The following is a 24817-nucleotide window of genomic DNA, read 5'->3' as shown; positions in this document are numbered from 1 at the left end:
CGTGTGTGGCGGTGGGGTTCGGGTGAGCGGGTGCGTGTGTGGCGGTGGGGTTCGGGTGAGCGGGTGCGTGTGTGGCGGTGGGGTTCGCGTGAGCGGGTGGGTGTGTGGCGGTGGGGTTCGCGTGAGCGGGGGCGAGTGGCGGTGCGGTTCGCGTGAGCGGGTGCGTGAGGCGGTGCGGTTCGCGTGAGCGGGTGCGTGAGGCGGTGCGGTTCGCGTGAGCGGGTGCGTGTGGCGGTGCGGATCGGGTGAGCGGGGGCGGGTGTGGCGGTGCGGTTCGCGTGAGCGGGGGGCGTGTGGCGGTGCGTGTGGCGGGGTGTTGCGCCGGTGTCCTGCGCGCGCCGCCCCGAGGACGGCGGGGATGTGCGGCGTCGGCGGCGGCGATCCCTCCCTCCACAGGAGGGCCTCACGCCGGTTCTCCACGGATATGATGATCCGTCGCTTCCGTGTCGGTGGTCGCTGATTGAATACACGTATGACGATGATCAGCGGGTCGACAGCAGCGGAGGCGGTGCTCAGCGAGGTGCGTGCTCGCGGCGACCGGGCCGCGGCGCTGGCCCGTTCGGCGTCCCCGCTGCTCCTGGCCGCGGCCGAGGAGTTGCACGCCGGGCACCGGGCCGCACTCGAGCATCCGGAGTCGTTCGCCCGCGGCTCGGCGCCGCACGCGTCGAGCGACCTCGCCGAGCGGTCGATCCGCGCGGAGTTCGCGGTCGCCCTCGGAGTCTCCGAGCGGGTCGCCTCCCGCGAGCTCGACCACGCGCGCCTCCTCGTCGAGGACCTGCCGACCACCCGCGCCGCCCTCGCCGGGGCGCGCCTGCGGTGGGAGGCGGGCCAGGTCGTCTGCGCCGTCGCGGCCACCCTGCCTCCGGGCTCCCGCGCCGCGTTCGATACGCGGGCGGCCGAGCTCGCGGCCCGCACCACGCCGACCCAGCTGCGGCGCGCTCTGGCCCGACTGCGGGAGGAGCTCCACGAGCAGCCCCTCGCCGAGCGCCACCGACGTGCCCGCGAGGACCGCGCGGTCTGGCTGACCCCCGAGGTCGACGGCATGGCGACGCTCTGCGCCCTCCTCCCCGCCCCGGTCGCCGTGGGGGCGTACAGCCGCCTCGACCGGATCGCCCGGATCCTCCGCGACGGCGCCGAGGGGCCGGCGGGGGCGGAGCCGCCTGCCGCCACGGATGCGGGCTCCTGCGCGGCGGAGTCGAGCGGGACGACCGGGGCGGAGCCGACCGGAATCACCGGGGCGTGCGACGTCGACGCGATCTCCGGAGCGGGCGACGAGCGGACCCTCGCCCAGCTGCGAGCCGACGCTCTGGCCGACCTCCTCTGCGAGGCGGACGTCATCGGCACGGCGCCCGACCCGGTCGGCGCCGATCGGCCCGTTCCGACCCTCGTCACCGGCGTGCGCGCCGAGGTGCGGGTCACCCTGTCGGCGAGCACCGCGTCCGGCGCCGACGACGCCTCCGCCGAGCTCGACGGCTACGGCCCGATCCCGGCAGACGTCGCCCGGAGCCTCGTCCCCGCGACCGTCACCCGCGTGCTGACCGAGCCCCGGACGGGCGCCGTCCTCTCGGTCGGGCGCACACGCCGCCTGCCGCACCGCGAGCTGCGGCTCCTCCTCCAGCTCCGCGACGTGACCTGCCGCTTCCCCGGCTGCACCCGCTCCGCCGCGAGCGCCGAGGCCGACCACGTCGTCGAGTGGCGCATCGGCGGCGGCACCGACTTCGGCAACCTCGCCAGCCTCTGCGTCGCCCACCACCACGTGCGGCACGGCGACCGCTGGACCTACGTCCTCCACCCCGACGGCACCGCCGACTGGACCACCCCCACCGGCCGCCGCATCACCACGCGCCCGCCGGGCCTCGAGGCACGACTCCGTCCAGGCCCACCGGCGACCCCGAGGTTCGCGGACCGGCCGCCGCCGTTCTGACACGCTGCCGTGCTGCCGTGCTGCCGTGCTGCCGTGCTGACGTGCCGCCGTGCACCCCTGAGGGAATCGGCTGTCGGGCGGGTTCGGCCCGTTGCGCGGGTTCGCGCTGGTGATCGGGCCGTGCTGTCGCTCGGAGGCGAGTGCTCAGCGCCCTACCGCCGCGCCACTGCCGCTCGGATCCGCGCCTTCGCTCGGGTTCACGCGGCCGCACCGCCGCGCCACTGTCGCTGAGGCGCGGACCGTCACCGGGGCCGCACCGTCGCCTGACGCCGTGCCGACACCAGGGCCGTGCCGCCGCCTTGCGCCCTGCCGCCGTTCGGCCACCACGATCCGGCACCTCGGCACCTCGGCACCTCGGCACCTCAGCGCGCGCCGAACCGCCGTCGAGCGCCGTCGCGTCGGGCCGCCGTTCGGGCAGCGCGTCTCGCGACTGCGCTGGCGCCCCGCACGGCCCCACGGCTGATCCGGCGGGGTGCGCAGTCCGGGCGCGCAGTCCGGGCACGCCCGCGCGGTCAGTCGGCGACGCGGAGGAGCACCTCGCCCGTCGTCCCGCCCCGCGGCCGCCCCGCAGCCGTCCCGCCGCCGCGACGCAGCCGTCCCGCCGCCACGACGCTACGCCGCCAGGAAGCGGTCCGCCGTCCGCAGCGAGAGCGCCATCGTCGCGAGCGCCGGGTTCGCGATCAGCGCGCTCGGGAACACCGAGTTGTCGCACACCCAGAGGTTCGGCACGTCGAAGCTGCGGCCGTCCGCGTCGATCACGGCGTCGCCCGCGTCGGTGCCCATCCGCACGGTGCCGAGAGTGTGCGCCGTGCGCGCCATGACCCGCGTGCTCGTCGCGCCGGCCGCCTCCACGATCGCGGTCATCGTCCGGATCGCGTGCCGGTCGATCGCCTCCTCGTTGGCGCCCGCCGAGAACGTGATGCGCGCCTTCGGCACCCCGTGCTCGTCCAGCTCGTCGGTCAGCTCCAGCCGGTTGCCGTCGGCGGGCAGGCACTCGGCATTGATCCCGACGCCCGCCGCGAAGCGGTAGCCGTCGAGCGCGTCCATCAGATCCCTGCCCCAGAGGCCCGCGCCGCGGGCGAGCGTCGTCGCGTAGGTCAGCGGCATCACTCCGAGACTCTGGATCAGGTAGCCGCCCGCGAAGTCGGCGTCGGCCGGGCGGACGGTGTCCTCGGTGATCACCGAGGAGGGGTAGCCGCGGTAGCCGCGCATCTCGCTCTCGAAGGTGCCCCAGACCTGGGTCGCCCCGTGCGCCAGGAAGTTCCTGCCCACCTGGCCGCTGCTGTTCGCGATGCCGGTGTGCAGGAGGAGCCGGGGCGTCTCGACGCCGCCCGCGCAGAGGAACAGGGCGGAGCAGCGCTGCCGGTGCTCCACTCCGCCGCTCGTGTAGACCACGGCGCACACGCGTCCCGCGGCGTCCAGCTCGATCCCGTGCACGAACGAGTCGGCCCGGATCTCGGCACCGGCCCGCACCGCCTCCGGCAGGTAGGTCACGTCCATGCTCGTCTTCGCGCCGGTCCGGCAGCCCTGATGGCACTGGCCGCAGTTGACGCAGGAGGGCCGGCCGTCGTCCCGCGGGCCGCTGAGCACGGCGGCGGGCGCGTCGGTCGCGCGCATCCCGATCGCCGCGCAGCCGCGCAGCATCATGTCGGCCGAGGCGTTCCGCGCGAGCGGGCCCTGCAGGTAGCGGCGCGACGGGTCCCACGGGTACTCGGCCGGGCCCGCCACTCCGATCGTCGCCTCCACCTTCTCGATGTACGCGGTGAGCTCGGCGTGCTCGATCGGCCAGTCGCGGCCGACGCCGGAGTCGCTCCGGAGCCGCAGGTCGCGCGGGTCGGGGCGGGGCGTGAACGCGCCCCAGTGCAGCGTCGAGCCGCCGACCCCGCGGCCGCTGTTGTTCTGCCCGAAGGCGGTGGGGGTCTCGCCTCCGCTGAGGCGCTCCTCCATCCAGTTGATCTCGACGGCCGCCGTCTCGTCGGCGGTGTGGCCCAGCGGATCGACGTGCGGCCCGGCCTCGAGGGCGACGACCCGCAGCCCTCGAGCGGCGAGCACCGAGAGCAGGGGCGCTCCGCCGGCCCCGGTGCCGATCACGACGGCGTCGACCGTCTCGTCGAGCGGGAAGCGGCGCATGCCGGTCGTGTTCATCGGTGACTCCTCGTCGTCGGTTCCCAGGTCTCGCGGTCGTCGGCGCCGAGCAGGCGGAAGCCCGTCACGAGCGGCAGCGTGTCGCCGCCGCTGGCGTAGCCGTCGTAGCCGATCCGCGCCATCGACGCGGGGTGCGCCAGCCACTGCTTCACGAGGTCGACGCGGCAGTCCTCGAACCAGGCGGTCAGCTGCTCGGCACCGAGCCCGCCGGCCGAGCGGTCGCCGGGCTCCGCGGAGCCGTCGGCGATCGCGGTGAGGCGCGCGTCCTGCTCGGCGGGGCCGAGGCCGGCGAAGCCCCGGAGGGCGTCGAGCGCCAGACCGTAGGCGATCGGGTCGGCCGGCAGGTCGGCGTTGCGCCAGCCGTCGCCCTCGCCGTTCGCGAGCTGCGTGTCCACCCGTGCGGCCAGGTCGATCCGGCCGCCCTCCTGCGGGACGACCCGGTCGGCGATCGCGCGCAGCTCCGCGAGCTGGGCGACGGTCAGGGCGCGCGGCGCGTACTCCGGGTCGTCGGCGAGCGCGCGCACGGCCAGCAGCCCGCGCACCCGCGTGGAGGTCCGGGCGGAGGCGATGGCCGCGCCGACGTCGGCCGGGACCGACGGCGCCGTGCCGGCCTCCTCCTCCCAGAACCGGCGGATCGCCGCCGCCACCTCGACCGGGCGCTCGAACGGCAGCAGGTGGCCCGCCCCGGCGAGCGTGAGCAGCCGGGCACGGGAGTAGAGGGAGCCGTTGAGGCGGCGCTGCGCGTCGGCGCCGAGGTCGCCGTCCTCACCGCCCGCGATCAGGAGCGCGGGCACGGCCCCGAGGGCGGCCTCTCCGGTGCGGTCCTCGCGGCTGCCGTGCTCGAGCCAGTCGCGCCAGCCCTCGGGGGAGTAGCGGCGCAGCTCGGCCAGCACCTCCGCGTCGGCGTCGGCGGGCAGCGGCGAGCCGACGTTCTGGTCGACGAACTCGCGCGCCTGCGCCTCGTCGAGGTGCCCGTCGTCGACCCAGCCGAGCATGGTCGAGCGGCGCTCCTCCTCCATCGGCTCGGGCGAGAGCGGCGACCCGGCGAGGAGCACGACGCCCGCGAGCCCGAACAGGCCCGAGCGGCCGGTGACCGTGCGGGAGGCCACGAGCGAGGCGATCTTCCCGCCCATGCTGTGCCCGAGGAGCAACCAGCGGGAGGAGCCGTGCTCGCGGATCCGGCGGATCGTGGCAGCGGTCATCTCCTCGAGCGAGGTCCCGGATCCACCGGGCAGGTCGAGCGCGACGAGGTCCGCGACGTCGGCGAGCTCGCGGCCGAGCGCGTCGAAGGCGCGGCCGTCGAGCCCGAGTCCGGGCAGGGCGAAGAGGGTGGGGCGGGGGCTGGTGGACACGGGCGTCCTGTCGGATCGGCCGCGCCACGGCGGTGGGGAGCGGGAGGGGAGCGGCGGCGGGGGGCCGACCCTCCCCATCCGACCACACGGCGTGCGCGCGCCCGGACCCTTGCGCCGGCGGGGCACTCGTGCTGTGCTTTGCGCCACCGTTCCGCGCCACGATGCCGGGCGGTCGTGCCGCCCCTCTGTGCCGCGCCTCCGTGGCGGGACTCAGAGCGGGGAGGCGAACACCACCAGGTTGTCCCGGTAGCGGCCGATCGCCGCGTCGTACTCGCCTCCGCAGGTCACGAGGATCAGCTCCTCCTCGAGGGTCGCGCCGAAGACGCGGGCGGTGGGGAACGCGGCCTTGGCGTGGGACTCGACCGCCGTCACCCGGTAGCGGTGGTCGGAGCCGTCCACTCCGCTCACCGCGATCTCGTCGCCCGGGGCGAGCTCGCCGAGGCGGAAGAAGACCGCGGGACCGGACCGCGAGTCGACGTGCGCCGCGATCACGGTGCGGCCGCTGCCACCCGGGCGCCCGCCTCCCGAGAACCAGCCGACGTCGTCGTAGTCCACCGGCACCTCCATCGCCCCGTCCGACTGGATGCCCAGCGCGATCAGCGGCTCGTCCAGGCCCATCGCGGGCACGCTCAGCCGGGCGGGCTCGACGCCGACGGTGCGCGCAGGCGCGGCAGCGGCGGGGTCGGGCGCGGGGACCGGGGGAGGAGTGAGCGGGGGAGCAGAAGCGAGGGCCGGAGGCGCGGGCGCGCTCGCGGGCGTCTCCGCTCCTCCGCTCCCGTCCGCGGCGGCGCACCCCGCGAGGAGCAGCACGGCGCACAGTGCCGCCGCTCCGCTCCTCGACCGGGTGCCCACGATCAGGAGGCGGTGCGCCGGCGGGCGACGACAACTCCGGCCGCGCCGAGGGCGGCGACGGCTCCGAGGCCGGCCATCGCAGCGAGACCGGACGGGCCCGTGGCGTCGCTCCCGGCGGCGGTCGCGCCGCCACCGGTCTGGAGGCCGCCGACCGGCACCTGCGAGAGCTGGCCGCGGACGACGCCAGCCGCATACGAGGCCGTGTGGGAGTCGCCCGCGAAGGCGGCGGGATCGGCCTCGAGGGCCTTCAGCGTGAATCCGGCGCCGGTGTCGGCCCCGTTCGCCTGGATGCCCGTGGTGAAGGGGCCCTGCAGGCAGCCGCTGCTGGTGCGGGGGCCGTCTCCGACCGGGGCCGGGTTCGGGAACGCGATGCGCGGCGGGCCCGCCTTGCCCAGCGCCGCCTGGTGGATGTGCGTCGCGGTCGTCGCGGGGCTCTGGTAGTCGCCGGTCACGCCGGTGAGGGTGATGTCGTAGCAGATGACGTCGAGGTCGCTGTTGACCCGGAAGGTCATCTCGCCCGTGGCGCCGGGCTGGCCGGGGGTCGCGGCGGAATCGGCGTTCACGACCTGGTCGGGCGTCGCCATCACCGTGAAGGCGCTGGTGAAGGAGGACGGCTCGGCGACCTCGGTCTCGGCCTGGGCCGGCGCGGCGGCGAAGAAGGAGGCGGCGGCGACGGCGGTGATGCCGCCGAGGGAGAGCAGGCGGCGGCCGGCGCGGTTCCGCGCGGGGGACGTCTTCGTCATGGTGGAGCCTTTCGATCGCGAGCGCCGAGCGGGCCCGATGCAGGGAGTACGGCCGGAAGCGGCGCTGCGTTCACTCCATCTGAGAGGATCTTCACGGAGACGGTCCTCGCCTCCGATGAACGCCGCCGCCGCCGCGGCCGTACCCCCTTCCGACGGACCACCGGTCCCGACGAGGAGGCGGTGTGGCGCGCACGGCGACGGCACGACGAGACGAAGGGCCCGCGATGCCGCGCGAGCACTCGGAGGTCCCGGCTCCCGTGGTGCGCCTCGAGCCCCGGACGGCGGGGTTCGACCCGGCCGCCGCCTTCGACGAGCACGGGTCCGCCCTGCTCGGCTTCGCGCTCAACGCCCTGCGCGACCGCGGCCTCGCCGAGGACTGCGTGCAGGAGACGTTCCTGCGCGCCTGGCGCTCGCGGGCGAGCTACTCCGCCGAGCGCGCCAGCACCCGCACCTGGCTCTTCGCCATCGCCCGCAACGTCGTCATCGACGTGCACCGCTCGCGTCAGCGCCTGCCGCGCCTGATCGAGGCCGAGATTCTGGAGGAGGTGCCCGCGGAGGACCGCGACCCCCTCGAGCCGCTCGCGATCGCCGAGGCGCTCGCGCGGCTCTCCGCCGAGCACCGGCAGGTCGTCGTCGCCGTCCACCTGAACGGCGAGACCTACGCCGACCTGTCGGCGGCCACGAGCGTGCCGGTCGCCACCCTGCGCAGCCGCGCCTTCTACGCTCTCCGAGCGCTCCGCGGTCACCTCGCGGGCGCCGGATCCACCGACGAGGAGAGATCGTGATCGACCGAGACCAGCCCGACGGAGACCAGCCCGGCGGCCGCCGCGAGGAGCTCCTCGCCGCGGCCCTCGCCGGCGACCTCTCCGCCGAGGAGGCGCGGGAGTTCGAGAGCCTGCGCGCCGCCGACCCCTCGATCGACCGCGAGCTCGCGTCGTTCGGCTCGGTGGTCGACCGAGTCGGCGCGCTGGGCCGCTGGGAGGAGGCGGAGCCGTCGCCGGAGCTGCGGTCGCGCGTCGCGGCGCTCGCCGGGGAGCGGCCCGAGCGCGCGGAGAGTGCACGTGCCCCGCGCCGCCGTGCCCCGCGCCGCCGTGCCGTCCTGGCCGTCGCCGCGGCGGCCGCGCTCCTCGTCGTGGGCGGCGTCGCCGGAGCGGCCCTGCGGTCCGCCGAGGAGCGCCCCGTCGCGGGACCGCCCGGGACGCTCGGCGCCGTCGAGGCGATCGCCTTCGACGAGCGGACGGAGGGCGTGACGCTCGACGGCTCGCTGGTCGCGCACACCTGGGGCACCGAGACGATCCTCCGCGGGACCGGCTTCGCCCTCGGCGAGAGCTACGACCTCGTGCTGGTCACCGGCTCCGGCGAGCGGCTCCCGTCCGGCTCCTTCCTCGGCAGCTCCGCGGAGCTCGACTGCGAGATGAACGCGGCCGTCCTGCGCGAGTCCGTCGCCGCCGTCGAGATCACCGACGCCGGCGGCGCGCTCGTCGCCTCGGCCGCCCTCCCCGCCGTCACCTGAGAGCCGGCGGCGCAGGCTCGCGGCGCGGCTTCAGCTCGCTGACGAGCGTGCCCGCGACGATGAACCCCGCCCCGAGCAGGGCGAGCGCGGGGAGCCGGTCGCCGGCGAGGCGGCCGATCAGACCGGCCCAGACGGGCTCGGCGGAGTAGATGATCGTGGCGCGCGACGGCGAGACCGAGCGCTGAGCCCAGTTCATCGTCAGCTGGATCAGGCAGCTGCTCGCCCCGAGCGCGAGCGCGGGGATCAGCCAGGCCCCCGAGAACGCCGGGACCGCCTCGCCCGCGACGGGCATCGAGGCGAACCCGAGCGCGCCGGCGACCAGCAGCTGCACCACGGTCACCCGGCCGAGGTCCACCCGTCCGGCGACGAGGCCGATCAGGATGATCTCCGCCGCGATCGGCAGCGTGCTCACGATCGTCGCCACCTCGCCCGCTCCGAGCGCGACGCCCGGCTGCGGGCCCGCGATCAGGAGCAGTCCGACGAACGCCAGCGCGACGCCCACCAGCGTCAGCACGCCCGGACGGCGACGGAACACGACCCACTGGAGCAGCGGCACCAGCGGCACGTACAGCGCGGTCAGGAACGCGGAGGTGCTGCTCGTGATCGTCTGCAGCCCGTAGCTCTGCAGGCCGTAGCCCGCGAAGATCATCACCCCGATCGCGACGCCGGCCGCGAGGTCGATCCGCCGCATCCCCCGGAGCGACCGGTGGAACACGACCGCGCTGATCAGCCCCGCGATCGCGAACCGCATCCCGACGAAGAACAGCGGACCACTGTGCTCCATCGCGATGTGCACGGCGAGGAAGGTCCCGCCCCAGATCGCGGTGATGCCGATGAGCGCCCACTCCGGACGCGTGAAGCGGAGGCCCCAGAGCGGCGAGATGTGCATCATTCTGCACATCCTAGGAGCATCAGGGGCCTGTCGGTGCAGAATAGTGCGCATGTCGGCTCCCGTCCTCGCCCACCTGGGCGGCAACCTCCGTCTCGCGCGGCGCGGAGCCGGACTGAGCCAGTCCGCGCTGGCGGCGCGCTCGGGCATCAGCCGGCGGACGATCGTCGCGGCCGAGGCCGGCGAGGCCAACATCTCGCTGACCGGAGTGGACCGCCTCGCGACCGCCCTCGGCGCCACGTTCACTGCACTCGTCTCGGCCCCGGGATCCGCGCCCGCGGCGATCGACCAGGTCGCCTGGCGGGGAGCGGGCGAGGCGAGCGTCGCCGTCCTGCTCTCCTCCGTCCCCGCGCGCCGGGAGGCCCAGCTCTGGACCTGGACGCTCGGCCCCGGGGACCGCTACGACGCGCAGCCCGACCCCGAGGGGTGGCACGAGATCCTGCTCGTCACCGCCGGCGCGCTCCTCCTGGAGCGGGAGGGCGAGGAGCCCGTGCGGCTGGAGCCCGGACGGCACCTCGCCTTCCCGACCTCGCGGCACTACTCCTACGTGAACGCGGTGGATGCCGTCACGACGCTCGTCCGGATCGTGGTCGACTGACGGGTCGGCGCCTCAGGCCCGCGAGCGCAGGGTCTCGAGCAGCGCCGCGGGGGTCTCGGGGTCGTCGAGGCTGATCGCGAACTCGCGCGAGCGGTCCGTCGTCACCACCAGCCCCGGCCCGGCGTGCAGGATGACCGCCGAGCGGCCCGGCATCACCCGGTACCCCCAGCCGCCCCACTCCGACGGCCGCAGCTGGGCCGTGCCGGCCGAGGCGATGGTGTCGAGCGGGATGCGGCGCAGCGGGATGCCGAGAGCGGTCGTGACGACGCGGAGGCCGCGGCGGTCGGCGGTCACCCTCAGGCGGGAGAAGGAGAGGAGCACCAGCGCGACGACGCCGAGGACGACGGCCGTCGCGATCGCCGGACCGGTGGCGCCCGCCGCGGCGAGCGTCGCGAGGGAGAGGGCCGCGCCCGCCGCCGTGGCGATCGCGGCGACGGCGAACACCGGGCCCGTCAGCGTCTGCGACCAGGCGCCGGTCTCCTCCGCCGCCAGCGGCAGGCGGCCGGCGGCCAGGCGGGAGGCGCGCCGGGTGCCCGGAGCGATCAGCGCGGGCACGACGGCGAAGAGCATCCCTCCGAGCAGCGCGAGCAGCCACCCGCCGAGCTCCGCCCCCTCGGCGCGCCCGGCCGCGAGCGTCGTGCCGACCGAGGTCGCCCAGGCGGAGGCGCCCAGCCCGGCCACGAGGCCGAGGGTCGCCAGCAGGAGCCGCGGGGCGCGCCCGACGACCGCCGCCACGAGGCCCGCGACGGCCGGGAGCCCGGAGAGCACGAGGGCGATCGCGAGCAGAGCGCCCGTCGACGCGGTCGCATCGGCCGCCCCGGTGCCCGACCAGTGCGAGGCGAGCTCCGCGGGCAGCGCGTCGTCCAGGACGAGGCGCGAGACGAGCACTCCGGCGGCGGGGAGCAGGAGGGACGCGGCGGCGAGGAGCTCGCGGCGGCGGTCGGCGGTGGCGGTCATGATCCGGTCCTCTCGATCAGGCGGACGAGCTCCGCCGGGGTGATGCCGCTGCGGCGGGCCTCCGCGAGCAGCTCGTCGACCAGGGCGGTCACGCGCACGAGCCCGGGCCCGGCCGACTCCGTGATCCACGCGCCGCGGCCCCGGCGCATCTGGAGGATCCCGTCGTCGCGCAGGGCGGCGTACGCGCGCAGCACGGTGTGCATGTTGATGCCGAGCGAGTCGGCGAGCTCGCGGGCGGGCGGCAGGCGGTCGCCCGCCGAGAGCTCGCCCCGGGCGACGGCCGAGCGCACCTGCGACTCCAGCTGGTCGGCGAGCGAGCCCGCCGCGGAGTGGTCGACACGGAACAACATGTTCACAATGTTAGTAGAACAAGCAGTGCACCACCAGGCCCTCAGTGCAGCGCGAGCGACACCGCCAGCACCACCATCACGACCGCCACGGCCGCGTCGAGGATCCGCCAGGCCCCGCGGCTCCGGAACAGCGGCCGCAGCGCCCGCGCCCCGAAGCCGAGAGCGGTGAACCACAGCACGCTTCCGGCCGCCGCCCCCGCCCCGAACCACCAGCGCTCGGCGCCTTGCGTGTTCGCCACCGACCCGAGCAGCACGACCGTGTCGAGGTAGACGTGCGGGTTGAGCAGTGTCAGCGCCAGGCACGTGCCGATCGCCGTGCGGAGCGACGTCGAGGCGCCGGCCGGATCGCCGTCGAGGGTCCCCGGCCGCAGTGCGCGCCTCGCCGCCATCACCGCGTAGGCGAGGAGGAAGACGATGCCGCCCCAGCGGATCACCACCAGCAGCCACGGCGCCGACTCCAGGACCGCTCCGATCCCCGCGATCCCGAGCACGATCAGCGAGGCGTCGCAGAGTGCGCAGATCGCGACGACGGCGGGCACGTGCTCGCGGCGGAGGCCCTGGCGGAGCACGAAGGCGTTCTGCGCGCCGATGGCGATGATGAGCGAGAGGCCGAAGCCGAGGCCGGAGAGGGCGGCGAGGAGGGGGGACACGCTCCGACGCTAGGGCGGGGCGCTCCTGTAGACCAGCTCATGCTCCTTCAGTACCGTAAGCAGCACTGATGCTGACAGACGACCTCGACCTCTCCCGCCTGCGCGCGCTCGCGGCCTCCGTCCGGTACGGCTCCTTCGACGCCGCCGCCCGGGCCCTGCACATCACCCCCTCCGCCCTCAGCCAGCGGATCAAGGCGCTCGAGACCGCCGCAGGCCGCGTCCTGCTGGTGCGCTCGCGCCCGGTCGTCGCGACCGAGGCCGGTGCGGGGCTCCTCCGCCTCGCCCGCCAGATCGAGCTCCTCGCCGACGACGCCGTCCGCTCGCTCGGCGGCGAGGACGCGGAGGGGGCGGGCCCCGTCGTCCTCCCGCTCGCCGTCAACGCCGACTCCCTGGCCACCTGGGTGCTGCCCGCGCTCGCCTCCGTCCCCGACGTCGTGGTGGAGCTGCATCGCGAGGACCAGGCGCACACCACCGCGTTCCTCCGCGACGGCACCGTGCTGGCGGCCGTCACCGGAGAGTCGGAAGCGGTGCTCGGCTGCACCGTCGCGCCCCTCGGAGTGATGCGGTACCGCGCCATGGCCGCGCCCGCGTTCGCCGAGCGCTGGTTCCCGGACGGCGGCACGGCCGGTCTCGCGAGCGCTCCGCTGGTCGTCTTCGACGAGAAGGACCGCCTGCAGGACGACTTCCTCCGAGCCGCCGGCGTCGAGGGCCGCCCGCCGCAGCACCGCGTCCCCGGATCGACCGACTTCGAGCGGGCCGTGCGCCTGGGCATGGGGTGGGGGATGCTGCCCGAGCTGCAGGCCCCGGTCGGCGGCGAGGGCCTCGTCGAGCTGGGCGGCGACCCCGTCGACATCCCCCTCTACTGGCAGCAGTGGGCCCTGCACACGCCCGCCCTCGACGCGGTCGCCGCGGCCGTCTCCGCCGCCGCGCGCGCCGCGCTGCGCCGACCCGCGCGCTGACCTGCGCCGGCGGGGAGGCGCTCAGACCGCGAACACGTCACGGAGGGTCACCGTCTCGAGCGAGCGCTCGCGGAGGATGTCGACGAGCCGCGCGTAGACCTGCGTCACAGGATCGAAGTTCGCGTGCCCGATCACGATGTGCTGCGGCAGGAACCACTGGTCCGCGAAGCCGACCACCTGCTCCGGCGTGATCCGCCCGGAGTCCGAGAGCGAGCCGTACCAGAGCACCGTCGCCGTGTAGCCGATCGCCGCCGCGGCGGCCCGGCTCCGCTCGTCCGTGTACCCGAACGGCGGCCGGTAGAAGGGCGCCGCCTCCACCCCGTAGATCGAGCGGATGAAGTCGCCGTTGCGGCCCAGCTCCTCCTGCACGCCGTCGCTCGAGAGGCTCGTCAGGTCGGCGTGCGACCAGGTGTGGTTCGCGAGCTGCACCTGCCCCGAGGCGACGAGCGGAGCCAGCAGCGGCGCGTTCACGGTCCACGAGTCGTACTTCCCGTTGAGGAAGAAGGTCAGCCGGGTTCCGGTGTCCCGGGCGAACTGCGCGTAGGCGGCGACCACGTCGGAGTCCGCGCCGTCGTCGACGGTCCAGGCGAGCGTGCTCCCCTCGCCGGGCAGCTCCGAGATCGTGCCGGAGGGCAGCGGCGCCTTCCGCCGTACCGGAGCCGCCGCGGCGGTCATGGTCGGAACGGGGCGGGGAGGGGTCGGGACGGCCGTCGGAGCGGCGGACGGCAGCACCGCCGCCGGCGCCGTGCTCGGCGGGAGCGCCGCGGGAGCGGGCCGGGCGGGCGTGCACCCCGTCAGCGCGACCGCCGAGGAGGCGATCCCCAGCAGCAGCGCGCGTCGCCTCAACCGGTCCACGGGCCCCCCTCGCGAGCCCCGTCCCCCGGAGCGTCCCCGCGACCATAGCGGTCGGGGAGGGAACGGGCAACGCGGCGCGACACCCCTCCCTCCCCGCAGCCTCTACCGGAAGGTGCGCCTGACCGCGTTGTTCGCCGGCGTGGGATCGGCGGCGGCGGTCGACACCCTGGCGTCGATCGTCGTGGCGGCCGGCCGGTCGACCAGCGTCACCGAGTAGGTGGTGCTCCGCCCGGCCGAGACGCTCGGCGCGGTCCAGGTGAGGACCGTCGTGCCCGCGGCCGAGCCCTTCGTCTGCACGGCGCCGGGCGCACTCGCCACCGTTCCGCTGACGACGACCCGGGTGGTCGTCGTCGCCGCGTCCCGGGTGCCGGTGTTCCGGACGGTGATCGTGCCCGAGAGCGGGGCCGTCGCCGCCAGTCCCGGCGCCGGCGCCAGCGTCAGCGTCAGGTCGGCGCGGGTGGAGGACTTCACCTGCAGCGACTGCGTCACCGAGGTCGCGGCGAGCCACGCCGAGTCGCCCGCCTGCGTGGCCCGGACGGTGCAGCTCGCCGCGCCCGTCAGCCGCACCGTCGCCGTGCCCGCGCCGGTGGCGGTCAGCGTGCAGCTGCCGCTCGCGTACAGCTTCACGGGCAGACCGGAGGAGGCGGTGGCCGCGACCGGGTAGGCGATCCCCTTCTCGGGCGAGGACGGCATCGTGGTCGAGAAGGCGACCTTCTGCGCCTTCTTCTTCTGGGGGACGACCGCGGCGACCGCGATCGACTGGGTCGCCCGGGGAGCCGCGTCGTGCGAGGCGTCGCCGGCCTGATCCGCGGTGACCGTGCAGGTGCCGGATCCGCTGAAGGTCACGACGCCGCTCGCGAGCGAGCACGCGCCCGTGGCGCCGATCGTGACCGGCAGGTCGGAGGAGCCGCCCGCCGCGGTCGGCGTGTAGCGGCCGCCCGCGGTCGCCGTGCTCGGAGCCGCGGAGGTGAAGGCGACGGTCTGCAGCGCCTTGCCGATCGGGAAGGTCCGGACGACCTGCTCCGCGGGCGCGTGAGCGTCGTCGCCGGCCTGGTCCAGCGTCAGCGTGCAGGTGCCGACGGAGTCGTAGGACACCGTGCCGTCCTCTCCCAGCGAGCAGGAGTCGGAGGCGTCCAGCACCGGGTCGGCGCTCGACGGGCCGCGGACGATCGACGGGGTCCAGGAGCCGCCGATCCGGGCGTCCGTCGGGGCGGCGTCGCGGAACGACACCGCTCCCGCCGCCGTGCCGACCTCCACCGACTGCGTGATCCGCGGAGCCGCCGAGTGGCGCTCGTCCCCGGCCTGGTCCGCGGTCACCGTGCAGGTGCCGGAGCGGGTGAAGGTCACGACGCCGTCCGCGACCGTGCAGGACCCGGCCGCTCCGAGCACCACGGGGGCGCTCGACGCGCCGGCCGTCACGACGGGCGTGTAGGAGCCCCCCGCGACCGCCGCGTCGGGGACCGGCGAGGCGAACGCCAGCGTCTGGCCGAGGGCGCCGATCGCGAAGGTGCGGACGGCCTGCGGAGCGGCGCCGTACCGCGAGTCGCCCGCCTGGTCGAGCGTCAGCGTGCAGGTGCCGACGGAGTCGTGGGACACGACTCCCGCGGCCGTCGAGCATGCTCCGGAGGCGGTCAGCACCGGACGCGCCGTGGAGGGCCCGGCGATGATCCGCGGGGTGGTCGTCCCGCCGACCGTCGCGCCGGTCGGCGCGTTGCCGCCGAAGGAGACGGTGCCCGCGAGCAGTCCGACCGCGATCACCTGCGAGGCCCGCTCCGCCGCGTCGTACCGGGCGTCGCCCGTCTGGTCGGCGGTCACCGTGCAGGTGCCCGATCCGGTGAAGGCGACGACCCCGTTGGTGAGCGTGCAGGATCCGGAGGCGCCGAGCACCACGGGGCGCCCCGAGGCTCCGCCGGTCGCGGTCGGGCGGTAGGTGCCGCCCGCGAGCGCCGAGTCCGGCGCCTGCGAGGTGAAGGCCACGGTCTGCGCGACCCGGGTGATCTCGAAGCTGCGCACGGCCGTCGGCGCTGCGCTGTGGCGGATGTCGCCCGCCTGGTCCAGCGTCAGCGTGCAGGTGCCGGCGGAGTCGTAGGAGACCAGTCGGAAGGGCCCGACGGAGCAGGCGCCGGAGGCCGTCAGCACCGGGGGAGCACTGGACGGGCCGGCGATGACCGCGGCCGTCGAGGAGCCCCCGACCCGGGCCTCGGCCGGAGCATCGCCGCCGAACGCGACGGTGCCCGCGAGCTGCGTGACCGCGACGGTCTGCGAGGCCTGCGCCGCCGCGGCGTAGCGCCCGTCGCCCGCCTGGTCCGCCGTGACGGTGCAGGTGCCGCTGCCGGCCAAGGTGACGACGCCGTCGGCGAGCGTGCAGGCGCCGGTCGCTCCGATCGTCACGGGGAGCCCGGAGGCGCCGCCCGTCGCGGTCGGAGTGAGCGTGTCGCCGGACGTGGCCGTCGACGGCGCGGTCGAGGTGAAGGCGACGGTCTGCGCGATCGCGGTGATCTCGAAGGTCTGGACCGCCCGCGCGGTGCCGTAGGTGGCGTCGCGGTAGTGGATCGCCGTCAGCGTGCAGGTGCCCGCGGAGTCGAACCGGACGGCGCCGTTCTCGCCGTCGGAGCAGGCGCCCGAGACGCTGAGCACCGAGGGGCCGGAGGACGGGCCTCGCGTGAAGGCGGGAGTGAAGGATCCGCCGACCTCCGCGTCGGTCGGGACGGCGGTCGTGAACGCCACGGAGCCGGGCGCGTAGCCGACCTCCACCTCCTGCACGGCGGGCCGGGCGCTGTCGTACTGCCGGTTGCCGTTCTGGTAGGCGAAGACGCCGCAGACGCCCTTCGTGGTGAAGGTGACCACGCCGTCCTTCGCGGAGCACGTCGCGGTGGTGAGGAGGAACGGAGCGATGCCCGAGGCGCCGCCCTCGATCACCGGGCGGTACGTGTCCCCCAGGACGGCGCCGACCGGAGGCGCGCTCGTGATCCGGACCGTCTGCGGGAGGAAGTAGATCGAGTACTCCTGTTCGGCGTGCCGCGCGGGCCAGTAGCCGTCTCCGGGCTGGTCGAGGGACAGCACGCAGAGCCCGGCCCCGTCGTTCCGCACGGTCACGCCGTCCGGGAGGATCGAGCAGTCTCGGCTCGCGGAGAGCACGGGCACGCCCTTCGACGGGCCGGGCACGATCGTCGGCCGGTACGTCTCGAGCGACATCGCGTGCGGGGGCGCGGTGCTCCCGAAGGAGAGGTTCCCCTCGGGAGTCCCGACCGTGATGACCTGCCGGACCTGCGGAGCGGCGTCGTGCCGATCGTCCGCGGCCTGGTCGATCGTCACCGTGCAGGTGCCGTCGCCGAAGAACGTCACCACGTCGTCCGCGATGGTGCAGTTGCCGTTCTCGATCACCGCGATCACGAGCGGGTTGCCCGAGCCGCCGCCGGTCGCCTCGACTGTGTACCGGTCGTCGGTGAACACCCGGTCGGGCGGAGTCGAGGTGACGACGACGGTCTGGGGGATCCGCGAGATCGGGACGAAGCGCACCAGGCCGTCGGCGGCCGCGTACACCTCGTCGCCCGGCTGGTCGAACTGCACGCCGCAGGTCGAGGGGTCGGTGTAGGTCAGGATCTGCGCACCCGTCGCGTCGGGGGCGACGGTGCAGCCGAAGAAGGTCCTGACGAGCACCGGCAGTCCCGAGCTCGAGGTCGCCGTGGCGACGCCGGTCGACTCCAGGACGCCGGTCTTCGGCACCGCGACCGTCAGCGTCTGCGACGCCTTCGCGACCTCGAGATCGAAGGAGGCTCGCCCCGCGGTGTAGTGGTCGTCGCCGGCCTGGTCGGCGGTCACGGTGCAGGTGCCGCTCCGGGTGAAGGTCACGACGCCGTCGGCGATCGCGCAGGATCCGGTCGCTCCGATCGAGACGGGGCTCCCGGAGCCGCCGCCGGTGGCCGTCGGAGTGAAGGTGCCCAGCGCCGTCGGCGCGGTCGGCCGCGAGGAGGTGAAGGCGACCGTCTGCGAGAACTTCCGGACCGTGATCCGGAACGAGGACGTGCCGGTGTTGCCGGCCTCGTCGTCCGCGGTGCAGTCGACCGTCGTGTCCCCGATCGGGAAGACGCTTCCCGAGGCGGGCGTACAGGTCGAGCCCACGGCTCCGTCGACCGCGTCCTGCGCGGAGGACGCGAAGGTGACGACGGCGCCGGAGACGTCGGCCGGCTCGGCCGTGACGGCGGCGGGCACGGTCACGACGGGGGCCGAGCGGTCGGCCAGCGCGAAGGTGCCGGGGATCGACCGGAGGGTGTAGTTCGGCCCCGCGTCGCCTCCGTCGCACCGCGTGACGTAGTCGCCGACGGGCGTGCGCGCTCCGATCGTCACCTTCCCGGTGCCGTCCGCCGTGTAGTAGGCGCCGGTCGGCTCGGTGACGAACCGGTCGGTTCCTGCGAAGCCGTCGGCCGTGCAGGTGACCGTCGGGGCGGTAGCGGTGCCGTGCGCCTGCGTCCCGGGGCTCGACGCGGTCACCGAGAGGGGCGCCGGCGAGATCGTGAGCGCGCCGTCGATGGTGATCAGCTGTCCCGAGGGGTTCGTCAGGCCGGAGCAGCGCGTGGGGTAGCGGCCGACGGGGGTCGTCGCGGAGAGCGCCAGCGGCGTCGTGAATCCGGTGTCGGACGCCGCGAAGGCGCCGCAGGAGACCGTCCCCGAGGGGGAGCCGGTCACGGAGGCGGTGATCGCGGGGGGAGTGGATCCGAAGGTCGACGAGGGCGAGGAGGCGGTCACCATCGGGACGGCCGCGACGATGCGCAGCGCGCCGTCCTTGTACCCCGCGATCGTGTAGTCGCTGCTGACCTTCGCGCCGCTGCACCGCGTGGTGAAGGTGGTGAAGGTGGAGGTGGGCCAGTTCGGGATCAGGCGGTAGATGACGTCGTCCGCCGTGACGATCGGCCGGTAGACGCCGGCCGTGAGCGGGGCGCCGAAGGTGTCGGTGCCGACGAAGGCGGCCGTGCAGCGCAGGTCGGGGGACGGCGCGCCTCGCGGGTAGTCGACCGTCGGGGCGGTCACCGTGAGCGCCTTCGGCTTCGCCGTGAAGCTCTGCAGGGGCTCGCCCGCCCAGCCCAGAGGAGCGAGCGCGTCGAGCCTCGCCGCGAGCGTGCAGACGCCGGCGTGGAGCACGGTCACCCTCATGCCGCTGACGGAGCAGGTCTCGGCGGTCCTGCTGCTCAGGACGATCGAGCGGCCGGGCACATCGACGGCCTGCGCGTAGGGGCTCGCGTCGAAGGAGTCGCCGTACGCCTTCTGCGGGAGCGTCGACAGGTCGAAGCGCACGCCGCCCACCGCCACGGTGGCCGGCTCGCTGCGGACGCTGCCCCCGCAGGTCGTCAGGGTCGCCCGGTAGCGGTAGGAGCCGGTGGGATCGGGGCCGGCCTCGAGGAACGCGGTCCCGTCCTCCCGGGCGCCCGCCCGGCCGAGCGCGGGCTTCCACGTGGCGCCGCCGTCGGTGGACCTCTCCCACGACACGGCGGGGATGCCGCCGTAGACGGCCGAGACGCTCACGCCCATCGTCAGCGTGTAGACCTGGTTGGTGACGCCCGCGATGTCCGAGGGCTGCCGGGTGATGACGGGTGCCGCGGCGCACGCGCGCACCTCGTGGCGCAGAGCGGGGAGCGCCGACCAGCTCCCTCGTCCCGCCTCGGCGGGGGTGATGGTGTCGGGGTAGTGCGCGCGGATCTCGTTCCAGCCCTGCGGGATGTCCCTCGTGGTCAGAACGCCGACGCCGTCCGCGTCGAGGGTCACCCTGCTGGTACCTGCACCGGTGAGGATCTCGACGGTGCCGCCGGCGGCCACCGGCCGGCCCAGGCTCGGGATGGTCACCTTCGCGGTGACGGTGACCTCCTGCCCGAGCATCGAGAAGTCGGGGGTCCGCGTCACGGTCACGGCGGTGTCGTACACCGGAGCGACCACGGGGTCGGCCGCCGTCGGGCCGGCCGTCTGCGAGATCCTCGTCACGCTCGGGTGCACGTAGCTCGAGCCGCCGCCGCCGGCGCCGGGGTCGTTCATGACGCCGAGGGTGTCGTTCATGCTGCCGAACACGTAGGGCGATCCGCCGCCGCCGCCGTACCACCAGCCGGCCCCGCCGCCGCCGCCGCTGTGGCCGGGGAACGAGCAGTTGCCGCCGCCGCCGCGGGAGGCGCCGGCGTCGGCGCCCTTGCCGTCGTTGAGGAACACGCCCCACTGGCCGTTGTTGCCGTCGGCGCACTCGCCGAACGTGCTGTAGCCGCGGGCGCCGGGCGAGCCGCCCGAGCTCTGCCCGGCCGCGCCGCCGCCGCCGCCGTCGGCCGCGTTGTTCCTGCCGCCGTTCCCGCCGCCCCTCGCGCCGCTGCCGGCGTCGGCGTCCCCGCCGACCGAGGACCGCCCGCCGCCGCCTCCGCCGCCCGCCGCCACGGCGAGGGCGTGCTGACAGCCGTCCGAGCCGGCCGTGCTGAGGTACTGGGCGTCGCCGCCCGCGCCGCCGGAGTCGCCCGCGTAGACGCCGCCGTTCACGTAGCGCGTGGCGCCTGCCGCTCCGGCCGGGGCGCCGGTGAGGCGCCCGATCTCCAGCACCTGCCCGGGTGTGACGGGCACCTCCACGACGAGGCTGGAGCCGCGTCCGCCGGCGTTGCCCGTCCCGAGGCCGCTCGCACCCTTCCCGCCGTTCTGGCCGCTGAGGACGGCGCGGACCGTCGAGACCCCGGTCGCGGGAACGGTGTACTGCGACACCGTCGAGACCTTCGGGGAGGTGAAGCACGCGGTGCTGAAGACCGGCGCCGCCGACGCGGTCGGCGCGGCCACGACGCTGAGTCCTGCGCCCGCTACGAGCACGGCCGCGGCGACGAGGGAACGGAGGAAGGACTGGCGCATGTGCTGCTACTCCCGGCTGCTGCCGGGAGCGGGCGTCCGCGGTCGGCTCAGAGTAGGGCGGTCGTCGACCCGCGAGGAAGGCGCAAGGTACACGAACGCCCTGCTCGGGGGGTACGGGAGGCCACTTCTGCCGGAACCTCCCAGGAAGTCCCTGTGCACGTCGGGGCGGCGTCCCCGCCCTGTCGGGGCAGTGTCCCACCCTGTCGGGGGAGTGTCCCCACCCTGTTGCGGCCGCCGCCCGGGTCGCGTAGCCTAGCGAGGTTGCGTGCATCTGCACGCGCTTGCGTGCTGCCCACCGGGCAGGAGCTCCGGCTCCGGCCGGACAGGCGGGCGGTGCGCCGACAAGTGACCTTGGGTGGGTCGGGCGGGGCTTCGTGCCGCGCGTGATCCACGGTAACCACACATGGAGGAAACCATGGCAGCAGTCTGCCAGGTGACCGGAGCCGTCCCCGGCTTCGGGCACGCCATCTCGCACTCGCACCGGCGCACCAAGCGCCGCTTCGACCCGAACGTGCAGAAGAAGACGTACTACGTGCCGTCGCTTCGCCGTAACGTCACCCTGACCCTCTCGGCCAAGGGCATCAAGGTCATCGACGCCCGTGGCATCGAGTCCGTCGTCAAGGATGTTCTCGCTCGCGGGGTGAAGATCTAATGGCCAAGCAGCAGGACGTCCGTCCGATCATCAAGCTCCGTTCGACGGCCGGCACCGGTTACACGTACGTGACCAAGAAGAACCGCCGCAACGACCCCGACCGTCTCGTGCTCAAGAAGTACGACCCCGTAGTGCGCAAGCACGTCGACTTCCGCGAGGAGCGCTAAGTATGGCCAAGAAGAGCAAGATCGCCCGCAACGAGCAGCGCAAGGTGATCGTCGACCGCTACGCCGCCAAGCGCCTCGAGCTGAAGAAGGCCCTGGTCGACCCGGCCGGGACCGACGAGACCCGTGAGGCCGCCCGCGTCGGCCTCCAGAAGCTCCCCCGCAACGCCTCGCCCGTCCGCGTCCGCTCGCGTGACGCCGTCGACGGCCGCCCCCGCGGCAACCTCACGAAGTTCGGCATCTCGCGTGTCCGCTTCCGTGACATGGCGCACCGCGGCGAGCTGCCCGGCATCACCAAGTCCAGCTGGTGACCGAGCGCCGCTAGCGGCGTGAACGACCGAAGGCCCGTGATCGAAGGATCGCGGGCCTTCGTCGTCCCGCCGGCGGACGTAAAATGTGCGGATGACCGACTCCAGCCTGCCCACCGTCGCCGAGATCGCGGCGCTCATCGACCACGCGATCCTGAAGCCCGAGCTCACCCGCGCCGAGGTCGACGCCCAGCTCGACGAGGCGCGAGCGTCCGGCGTGTTCAGCGTCTGCGTCCGCCCCTCCGACATCGCCCACTCGGTCGCCCGGCTCGAGGGCTCCGGCGTCCTGGTCGGCACGGTCATCGGCTTCCCTCACGGCACCACCTCCACCGCGGCGAAGGTCGCGGAGTCGCGTCAGGCGCTCGCCGACGGCGCGTCCGAGCTCGACATGGTCGTCAACATCGGCCGCCTCCGGAGCGGCCTGCTCCAGGACGTCGAGGACGACGTCCGCGCCGTGGTCGAGGCCGCCGAGGGCCACGTCGTCAAGGTCATCCTCGAGACGAGCCTCCTTGACGACGAGCAGGTCGTCGAGGGCAGCCGGGCCGCCGAGCGCGCCGGCGCGGACTTCGTGAAGACCGCCACCGGCTTCGCGGGCGGAGGCGCGAACGAGCACGACCTCCGCCTCATGCGCGGCGCCGTCTCGGAGGCCGTCCAGGTGAAGGCGTCCGGCGGAGTCCGCGACCTCGACACGCTCCTCGCCTACCGCGGCCTCGGCGTCACCCGCTTCGGCACCAGCGGCTCCGCGACCATCCTCGGCGACCTCGCGGCGCGGCACTCGGGCGACTCCTCCGCGGCACGTGTCGACTCCGCCTCCTACTGACGGAGCGGCCGACGAGGGCCGCACCGCACCCGCCGACCGGATGACGCCCGTGCGCCTGCGCCCGGGCCGCGCCGGCCGGTGGGCGGAGCGGACCCGCCGCCCCCTCGACGAGATCGCCCGCGCCCTCAAGGAGCGGGTCTACGCGACCTTCACGGGCCTGGCCGTGGTGATGATCTACCTCGTCGGCGACCACCCCGACGCGGTCCACGCCCTCCAGAGCCTCGTGATCTCGATCATCGGGATCTCGGCCGCGGGCTTCGTCGCCGAGGTGATCGCGCACCAGGTCGTGCACGCGGCGACGCCCTCGCGAGCGGAGTCGGGCACGATGCTGCGGATCGCGGGCGGGGCGCTCGCCTCGGCGTCGCTCCCGGTCCTCGCGCTCGGCGCCGCGGCGCTGGGCTGGATCGACGCGACGGTCGCGCTGCGGATCGGCGCCGGCGTCTACGTCGCCACGCTCGCGGGGATCGCCCTCATCGCCGTCGTGCGCGCGGGTCTCTCCTGGAAGGAGAGCCTCGTCTCGCTGCTCGGGATCGTGGGCCTCGGCGTGCTGGTCGTCGGCGTGCTCGCGCTCGCGCACTGATCCGGAGGCGCCGCCGCGCGTAGGCTCGGACGGATGACGTCACGCACCAGGGTCGAGCTCGGCCGCCGGGAGGACCTCGGCGCCGACTGCGCGAACTGCTTCGGCCTGTGCTGCGTGGCCCTCGCCTTCGCCCGCTCCGCCGACTTCCCGTTCGACAAGCGCGCCGGGGACCCGTGCGTCAACCTCGACGGCGAGGACGCGTGCACGATCCACCGCCGGCTCCGACCGCAGGGCTTCGTCGGCTGCACCGTCTTCGACTGCTTCGGCGCCGGTCAGAAGGTCTCGCAGCAGACGTTCGGCGGCGTCTCCTGGCGGTCCGACCCGGCCGTGCGCGAGCGGATGTTCGCGGTGTTCCCGCTGATGCGCCGCCTGCACGAGCTGCTCTGGTACCTCGACTCCGCACTGGCGCTTCCCGGTGTCGGCGCGCCGCTCCTCGACGAGCTGCGCGAGCGGTTCGACGCCGTGCACGCGCACACCCTCGGCGAGCCGGAGCAGGTGGTCGCGGTCGACGTCGACGCGGAGTACGGAGCGTCCCGGCCGCTCCTGATCGCGGCGAGCGCGGCCGCTCGCGCAGGAGCGGCGCCGGCTGCCCGCCGGTCGAGGGGCCGTCGGCTCGCTCCGGGTGCCGATCTGGCGGGTGCATCGCTCCGGAACGCGGACCTGCGGGGGGCGGACCTGCGGGGCGCGATCCTCCTCGCCGCGGATCTGCGGGGTGCGGATCTGCAGCGGTGCGACCTGCTCGGGGTGGACCTTCGTGATGCTGACGTGTCCGGCGCGCGGCTCGCCGAGGCGGTCTACCTCACCCAGGCGCAGGTGAACAGCGCTCGAGGGGATGCGGCGACCACGCTGCCGTCGCACTTCGAGCGCCCGTCGCACTGGGGCGGCTAGGCCGCCGGGTCAGAGGCTGCGGGGGCCGCCCAGCGACTCGTCGCCGCCCTCGTCGTCGACGCCGAGGGCCTCGACGATCTCGCGGCCGAGGAGGTGCGCGCCGCTCCAGCCCTCGATGACGCACCGGGGGAACGCCTCGCGGTCCGGGGAGCCGAGCCATGCGGCCGCGGCCTCGCGGGCCCACGCCTCGGAGGCGTACACGCCGATGATCTCGGTGCGGTCGTCCCACGGCGTCGCGGTCGAGAGCACGAAGTGGTCACCGTTCACGATCGGATCTCCTCCGGCTCTCGGGGTTCAGCGACCCCGTGGGAGTGCGGGACCGGACCGGACGCTACCCGCGGGCGGGGGAGCGCGTCTCCGGGGTCGACACGAGCGCGGATGAAGGCTACGGGAACGTCGAGCGCGGCGCGATCACCCGATGGTCCCACGCAGGCGGGCGTTCAGCCCACCCAGAGCCGTCGCGATCTCGTTCTCGTCACTTCCGGGGAGGAGGGCGCCGCCCTGCTCGAGGCCGTGGCGCAGGGCCTCGACCTCCTCAGGGGGGAGGCCGCCGCTGTCGAGGAGGGCCTGGAGGGCGGCGAGGATGCCGACGAGGGCGACGGCGTCGTCCAGGTCGAGGGGGCGGACGCAGGACTTGTCCATGTCATCGCTCCTGTTCGGGTCAGGGGTGCAGCAGCGGGTACACGAACGGCGTGCGCTGGCGGCGGTAGGAGTAGGGCTGCGCGGCGAGCGGCTGGTCGGCCGCGTGCAGGTG

23 protein-coding genes are annotated in these 24817 nt (G+C 74.9%); 11 read left to right on the top strand and 12 right to left on the bottom strand.

Going from position 1 to position 24817, the window contains the following annotated elements; translation table 11 throughout:
* Positions 1–472 precede the first annotated feature (472 nt).
* The gene (locus tag C5C95_RS15510) at positions 473–1924 is read left to right on the top strand and encodes an HNH endonuclease signature motif containing protein (RefSeq protein WP_104324785.1); all 1452 of its coding nucleotides are present in this window, start codon (positions 473–475) and stop codon (positions 1922–1924) included.
* A gap of 612 nt (positions 1925–2536) precedes the next feature.
* Here C5C95_RS15510 and C5C95_RS15505 read toward each other — a convergent pair.
* The 4 genes from C5C95_RS15505 to C5C95_RS15490 form a co-directional block, all read right to left on the bottom strand.
* Positions 2537–4069: a GMC family oxidoreductase gene (locus C5C95_RS15505; RefSeq protein ID WP_104287818.1), complete on the bottom strand. Its 1533-nt coding sequence runs from the start codon at positions 4067–4069 to the stop codon at positions 2537–2539.
* A complete protein-coding gene (locus tag C5C95_RS15500) occupies positions 4066–5421 on the bottom strand; it encodes an alpha/beta hydrolase (RefSeq protein ID WP_181125731.1) in 1356 nt (451 codons plus the stop codon). Before C5C95_RS15500 ends, C5C95_RS15505 begins: the two co-directional genes overlap by 4 nt.
* Before the next feature lie 210 nt (positions 5422–5631).
* Positions 5632–6273, bottom strand: a complete 642-nt coding sequence (locus C5C95_RS17910; protein WP_104353823.1) for a class F sortase — start codon at positions 6271–6273, stop codon at positions 5632–5634.
* A gap of 2 nt (positions 6274–6275) precedes the next feature.
* A complete protein-coding gene (locus C5C95_RS15490; protein WP_104324783.1) occupies positions 6276–7016 on the bottom strand; it encodes a CHRD domain-containing protein in 741 nt (246 codons plus the stop codon).
* A 224-nt stretch (positions 7017–7240) separates the two neighbouring features.
* Between C5C95_RS15490 and C5C95_RS15485 the strand changes: the two genes are divergently transcribed.
* Together C5C95_RS15485 and C5C95_RS15480 are read left to right on the top strand one after the other, a co-directional pair.
* Positions 7241–7801 (top strand): sigma-70 family RNA polymerase sigma factor, encoded by a 561-nt coding sequence (locus C5C95_RS15485; RefSeq protein WP_104227341.1) that lies wholly within the window; start codon positions 7241–7243, stop codon positions 7799–7801.
* Positions 7798–8529 (top strand): hypothetical protein, encoded by a 732-nt coding sequence (locus C5C95_RS15480; RefSeq protein ID WP_104308007.1) that lies wholly within the window; start codon positions 7798–7800, stop codon positions 8527–8529. Before C5C95_RS15485 ends, C5C95_RS15480 begins: the two co-directional genes overlap by 4 nt.
* On the opposite strand, the gene C5C95_RS15475 is transcribed toward C5C95_RS15480, so the two are convergent.
* The gene (locus C5C95_RS15475) at positions 8522–9421 is read right to left on the bottom strand and encodes a DMT family transporter (protein WP_258072682.1); all 900 of its coding nucleotides are present in this window, start codon (positions 9419–9421) and stop codon (positions 8522–8524) included. The two genes, C5C95_RS15480 and C5C95_RS15475, sit on opposite strands and share 8 nt — an antisense overlap.
* Before the next feature lie 49 nt (positions 9422–9470).
* Here C5C95_RS15475 and C5C95_RS15470 point away from each other — a divergent pair, with 49 nt between their 5' ends.
* Positions 9471–10016, top strand: a complete 546-nt coding sequence (locus C5C95_RS15470; protein WP_104324782.1) for a helix-turn-helix domain-containing protein — start codon at positions 9471–9473, stop codon at positions 10014–10016.
* A gap of 12 nt (positions 10017–10028) precedes the next feature.
* On the opposite strand, the gene C5C95_RS15465 is transcribed toward C5C95_RS15470, so the two are convergent.
* From C5C95_RS15465 to C5C95_RS15455, 3 genes are read right to left on the bottom strand one after another with little or no spacing between them, the layout of a single operon-like run.
* Positions 10029–10973: a hypothetical protein gene (locus tag C5C95_RS15465; RefSeq protein WP_104273871.1), complete on the bottom strand. Its 945-nt coding sequence runs from the start codon at positions 10971–10973 to the stop codon at positions 10029–10031.
* The gene (locus tag C5C95_RS15460) at positions 10970–11323 is read right to left on the bottom strand and encodes a GntR family transcriptional regulator (protein WP_104225158.1); all 354 of its coding nucleotides are present in this window, start codon (positions 11321–11323) and stop codon (positions 10970–10972) included. The genes C5C95_RS15465 and C5C95_RS15460 overlap by 4 nt, the downstream gene beginning before the upstream one ends.
* 41 nt (positions 11324–11364) lie before the next feature.
* Positions 11365–11973 carry a LysE/ArgO family amino acid transporter gene (locus tag C5C95_RS15455; RefSeq protein ID WP_104324781.1) on the bottom strand — a complete coding sequence of 203 codons (609 nt, stop codon included), beginning with the start codon at positions 11971–11973 and terminating at the stop codon, positions 11365–11367.
* Between the two features lie 68 nt (positions 11974–12041).
* Between C5C95_RS15455 and C5C95_RS15450 the strand changes: the two genes are divergently transcribed.
* Positions 12042–12932, top strand: coding sequence for a LysR family transcriptional regulator ArgP (locus C5C95_RS15450; protein WP_104324780.1), 891 nt, complete (start codon positions 12042–12044; stop codon positions 12930–12932).
* A gap of 21 nt (positions 12933–12953) precedes the next feature.
* On the opposite strand, the gene C5C95_RS15445 is transcribed toward C5C95_RS15450, so the two are convergent.
* Positions 12954–13787, bottom strand: coding sequence for a polysaccharide deacetylase family protein (locus tag C5C95_RS15445; protein ID WP_219814770.1), 834 nt, complete (start codon positions 13785–13787; stop codon positions 12954–12956).
* 102 nt (positions 13788–13889) lie between these two features.
* Positions 13890–20651, bottom strand: a complete 6762-nt coding sequence (locus C5C95_RS17590; RefSeq protein ID WP_181125729.1) for an HYR domain-containing protein — start codon at positions 20649–20651, stop codon at positions 13890–13892.
* 415 nt (positions 20652–21066) lie between these two features.
* Between C5C95_RS17590 and rpmB the strand changes: the two genes are divergently transcribed.
* The 6 genes from rpmB (at position 21067) to C5C95_RS15410 (ending at position 24063) form a co-directional block, all read left to right on the top strand.
* A complete protein-coding gene (gene rpmB, locus C5C95_RS15435) occupies positions 21067–21303 on the top strand; it encodes a 50S ribosomal protein L28 (protein WP_056038148.1) in 237 nt (78 codons plus the stop codon).
* Complete coding sequence (gene rpmG / locus C5C95_RS15430) at positions 21303–21470, top strand: 50S ribosomal protein L33 (RefSeq protein ID WP_027692168.1); 168 nt, start codon at positions 21303–21305, stop codon at positions 21468–21470. The genes rpmB and rpmG overlap by 1 nt, the downstream gene beginning before the upstream one ends.
* A gap of 2 nt (positions 21471–21472) precedes the next feature.
* Entirely contained in the window at positions 21473–21778 is a 306-nt protein-coding gene (gene rpsN / locus C5C95_RS15425) for a 30S ribosomal protein S14 (protein WP_104225107.1), read from the top strand.
* 91 nt (positions 21779–21869) lie between these two features.
* Positions 21870–22595 carry a deoxyribose-phosphate aldolase gene (deoC, locus tag C5C95_RS15420; protein ID WP_181027245.1) on the top strand — a complete coding sequence of 242 codons (726 nt, stop codon included), beginning with the start codon at positions 21870–21872 and terminating at the stop codon, positions 22593–22595.
* Entirely contained in the window at positions 22573–23175 is a 603-nt protein-coding gene (locus tag C5C95_RS15415) for a hypothetical protein (protein WP_146076980.1), read from the top strand. The genes deoC and C5C95_RS15415 overlap by 23 nt, the downstream gene beginning before the upstream one ends.
* Before the next feature lie 33 nt (positions 23176–23208).
* Complete coding sequence (locus C5C95_RS15410; RefSeq protein ID WP_104324778.1) at positions 23209–24063, top strand: pentapeptide repeat-containing protein; 855 nt, start codon at positions 23209–23211, stop codon at positions 24061–24063.
* Between the two features lie 9 nt (positions 24064–24072).
* On the opposite strand, the gene C5C95_RS15405 is transcribed toward C5C95_RS15410, so the two are convergent.
* Positions 24073–24330 carry a hypothetical protein gene (locus C5C95_RS15405; RefSeq protein WP_104324777.1) on the bottom strand — a complete coding sequence of 86 codons (258 nt, stop codon included), beginning with the start codon at positions 24328–24330 and terminating at the stop codon, positions 24073–24075.
* A 144-nt stretch (positions 24331–24474) separates the two neighbouring features.
* Positions 24475–24705 carry a hypothetical protein gene (locus C5C95_RS15400; protein ID WP_104227350.1) on the bottom strand — a complete coding sequence of 77 codons (231 nt, stop codon included), beginning with the start codon at positions 24703–24705 and terminating at the stop codon, positions 24475–24477.
* Between the last annotated feature and the right edge of the window lie 112 nt (positions 24706–24817).

Source organism: Rathayibacter sp. AY1B7, assembly GCF_002932735.1.
GTDB lineage: Bacteria > Actinomycetota > Actinomycetes > Actinomycetales > Microbacteriaceae > Rathayibacter.
Note: the sequence above shows the minus strand (reverse complement) of the source record. Positions and strands in the feature narration are given on the sequence as shown.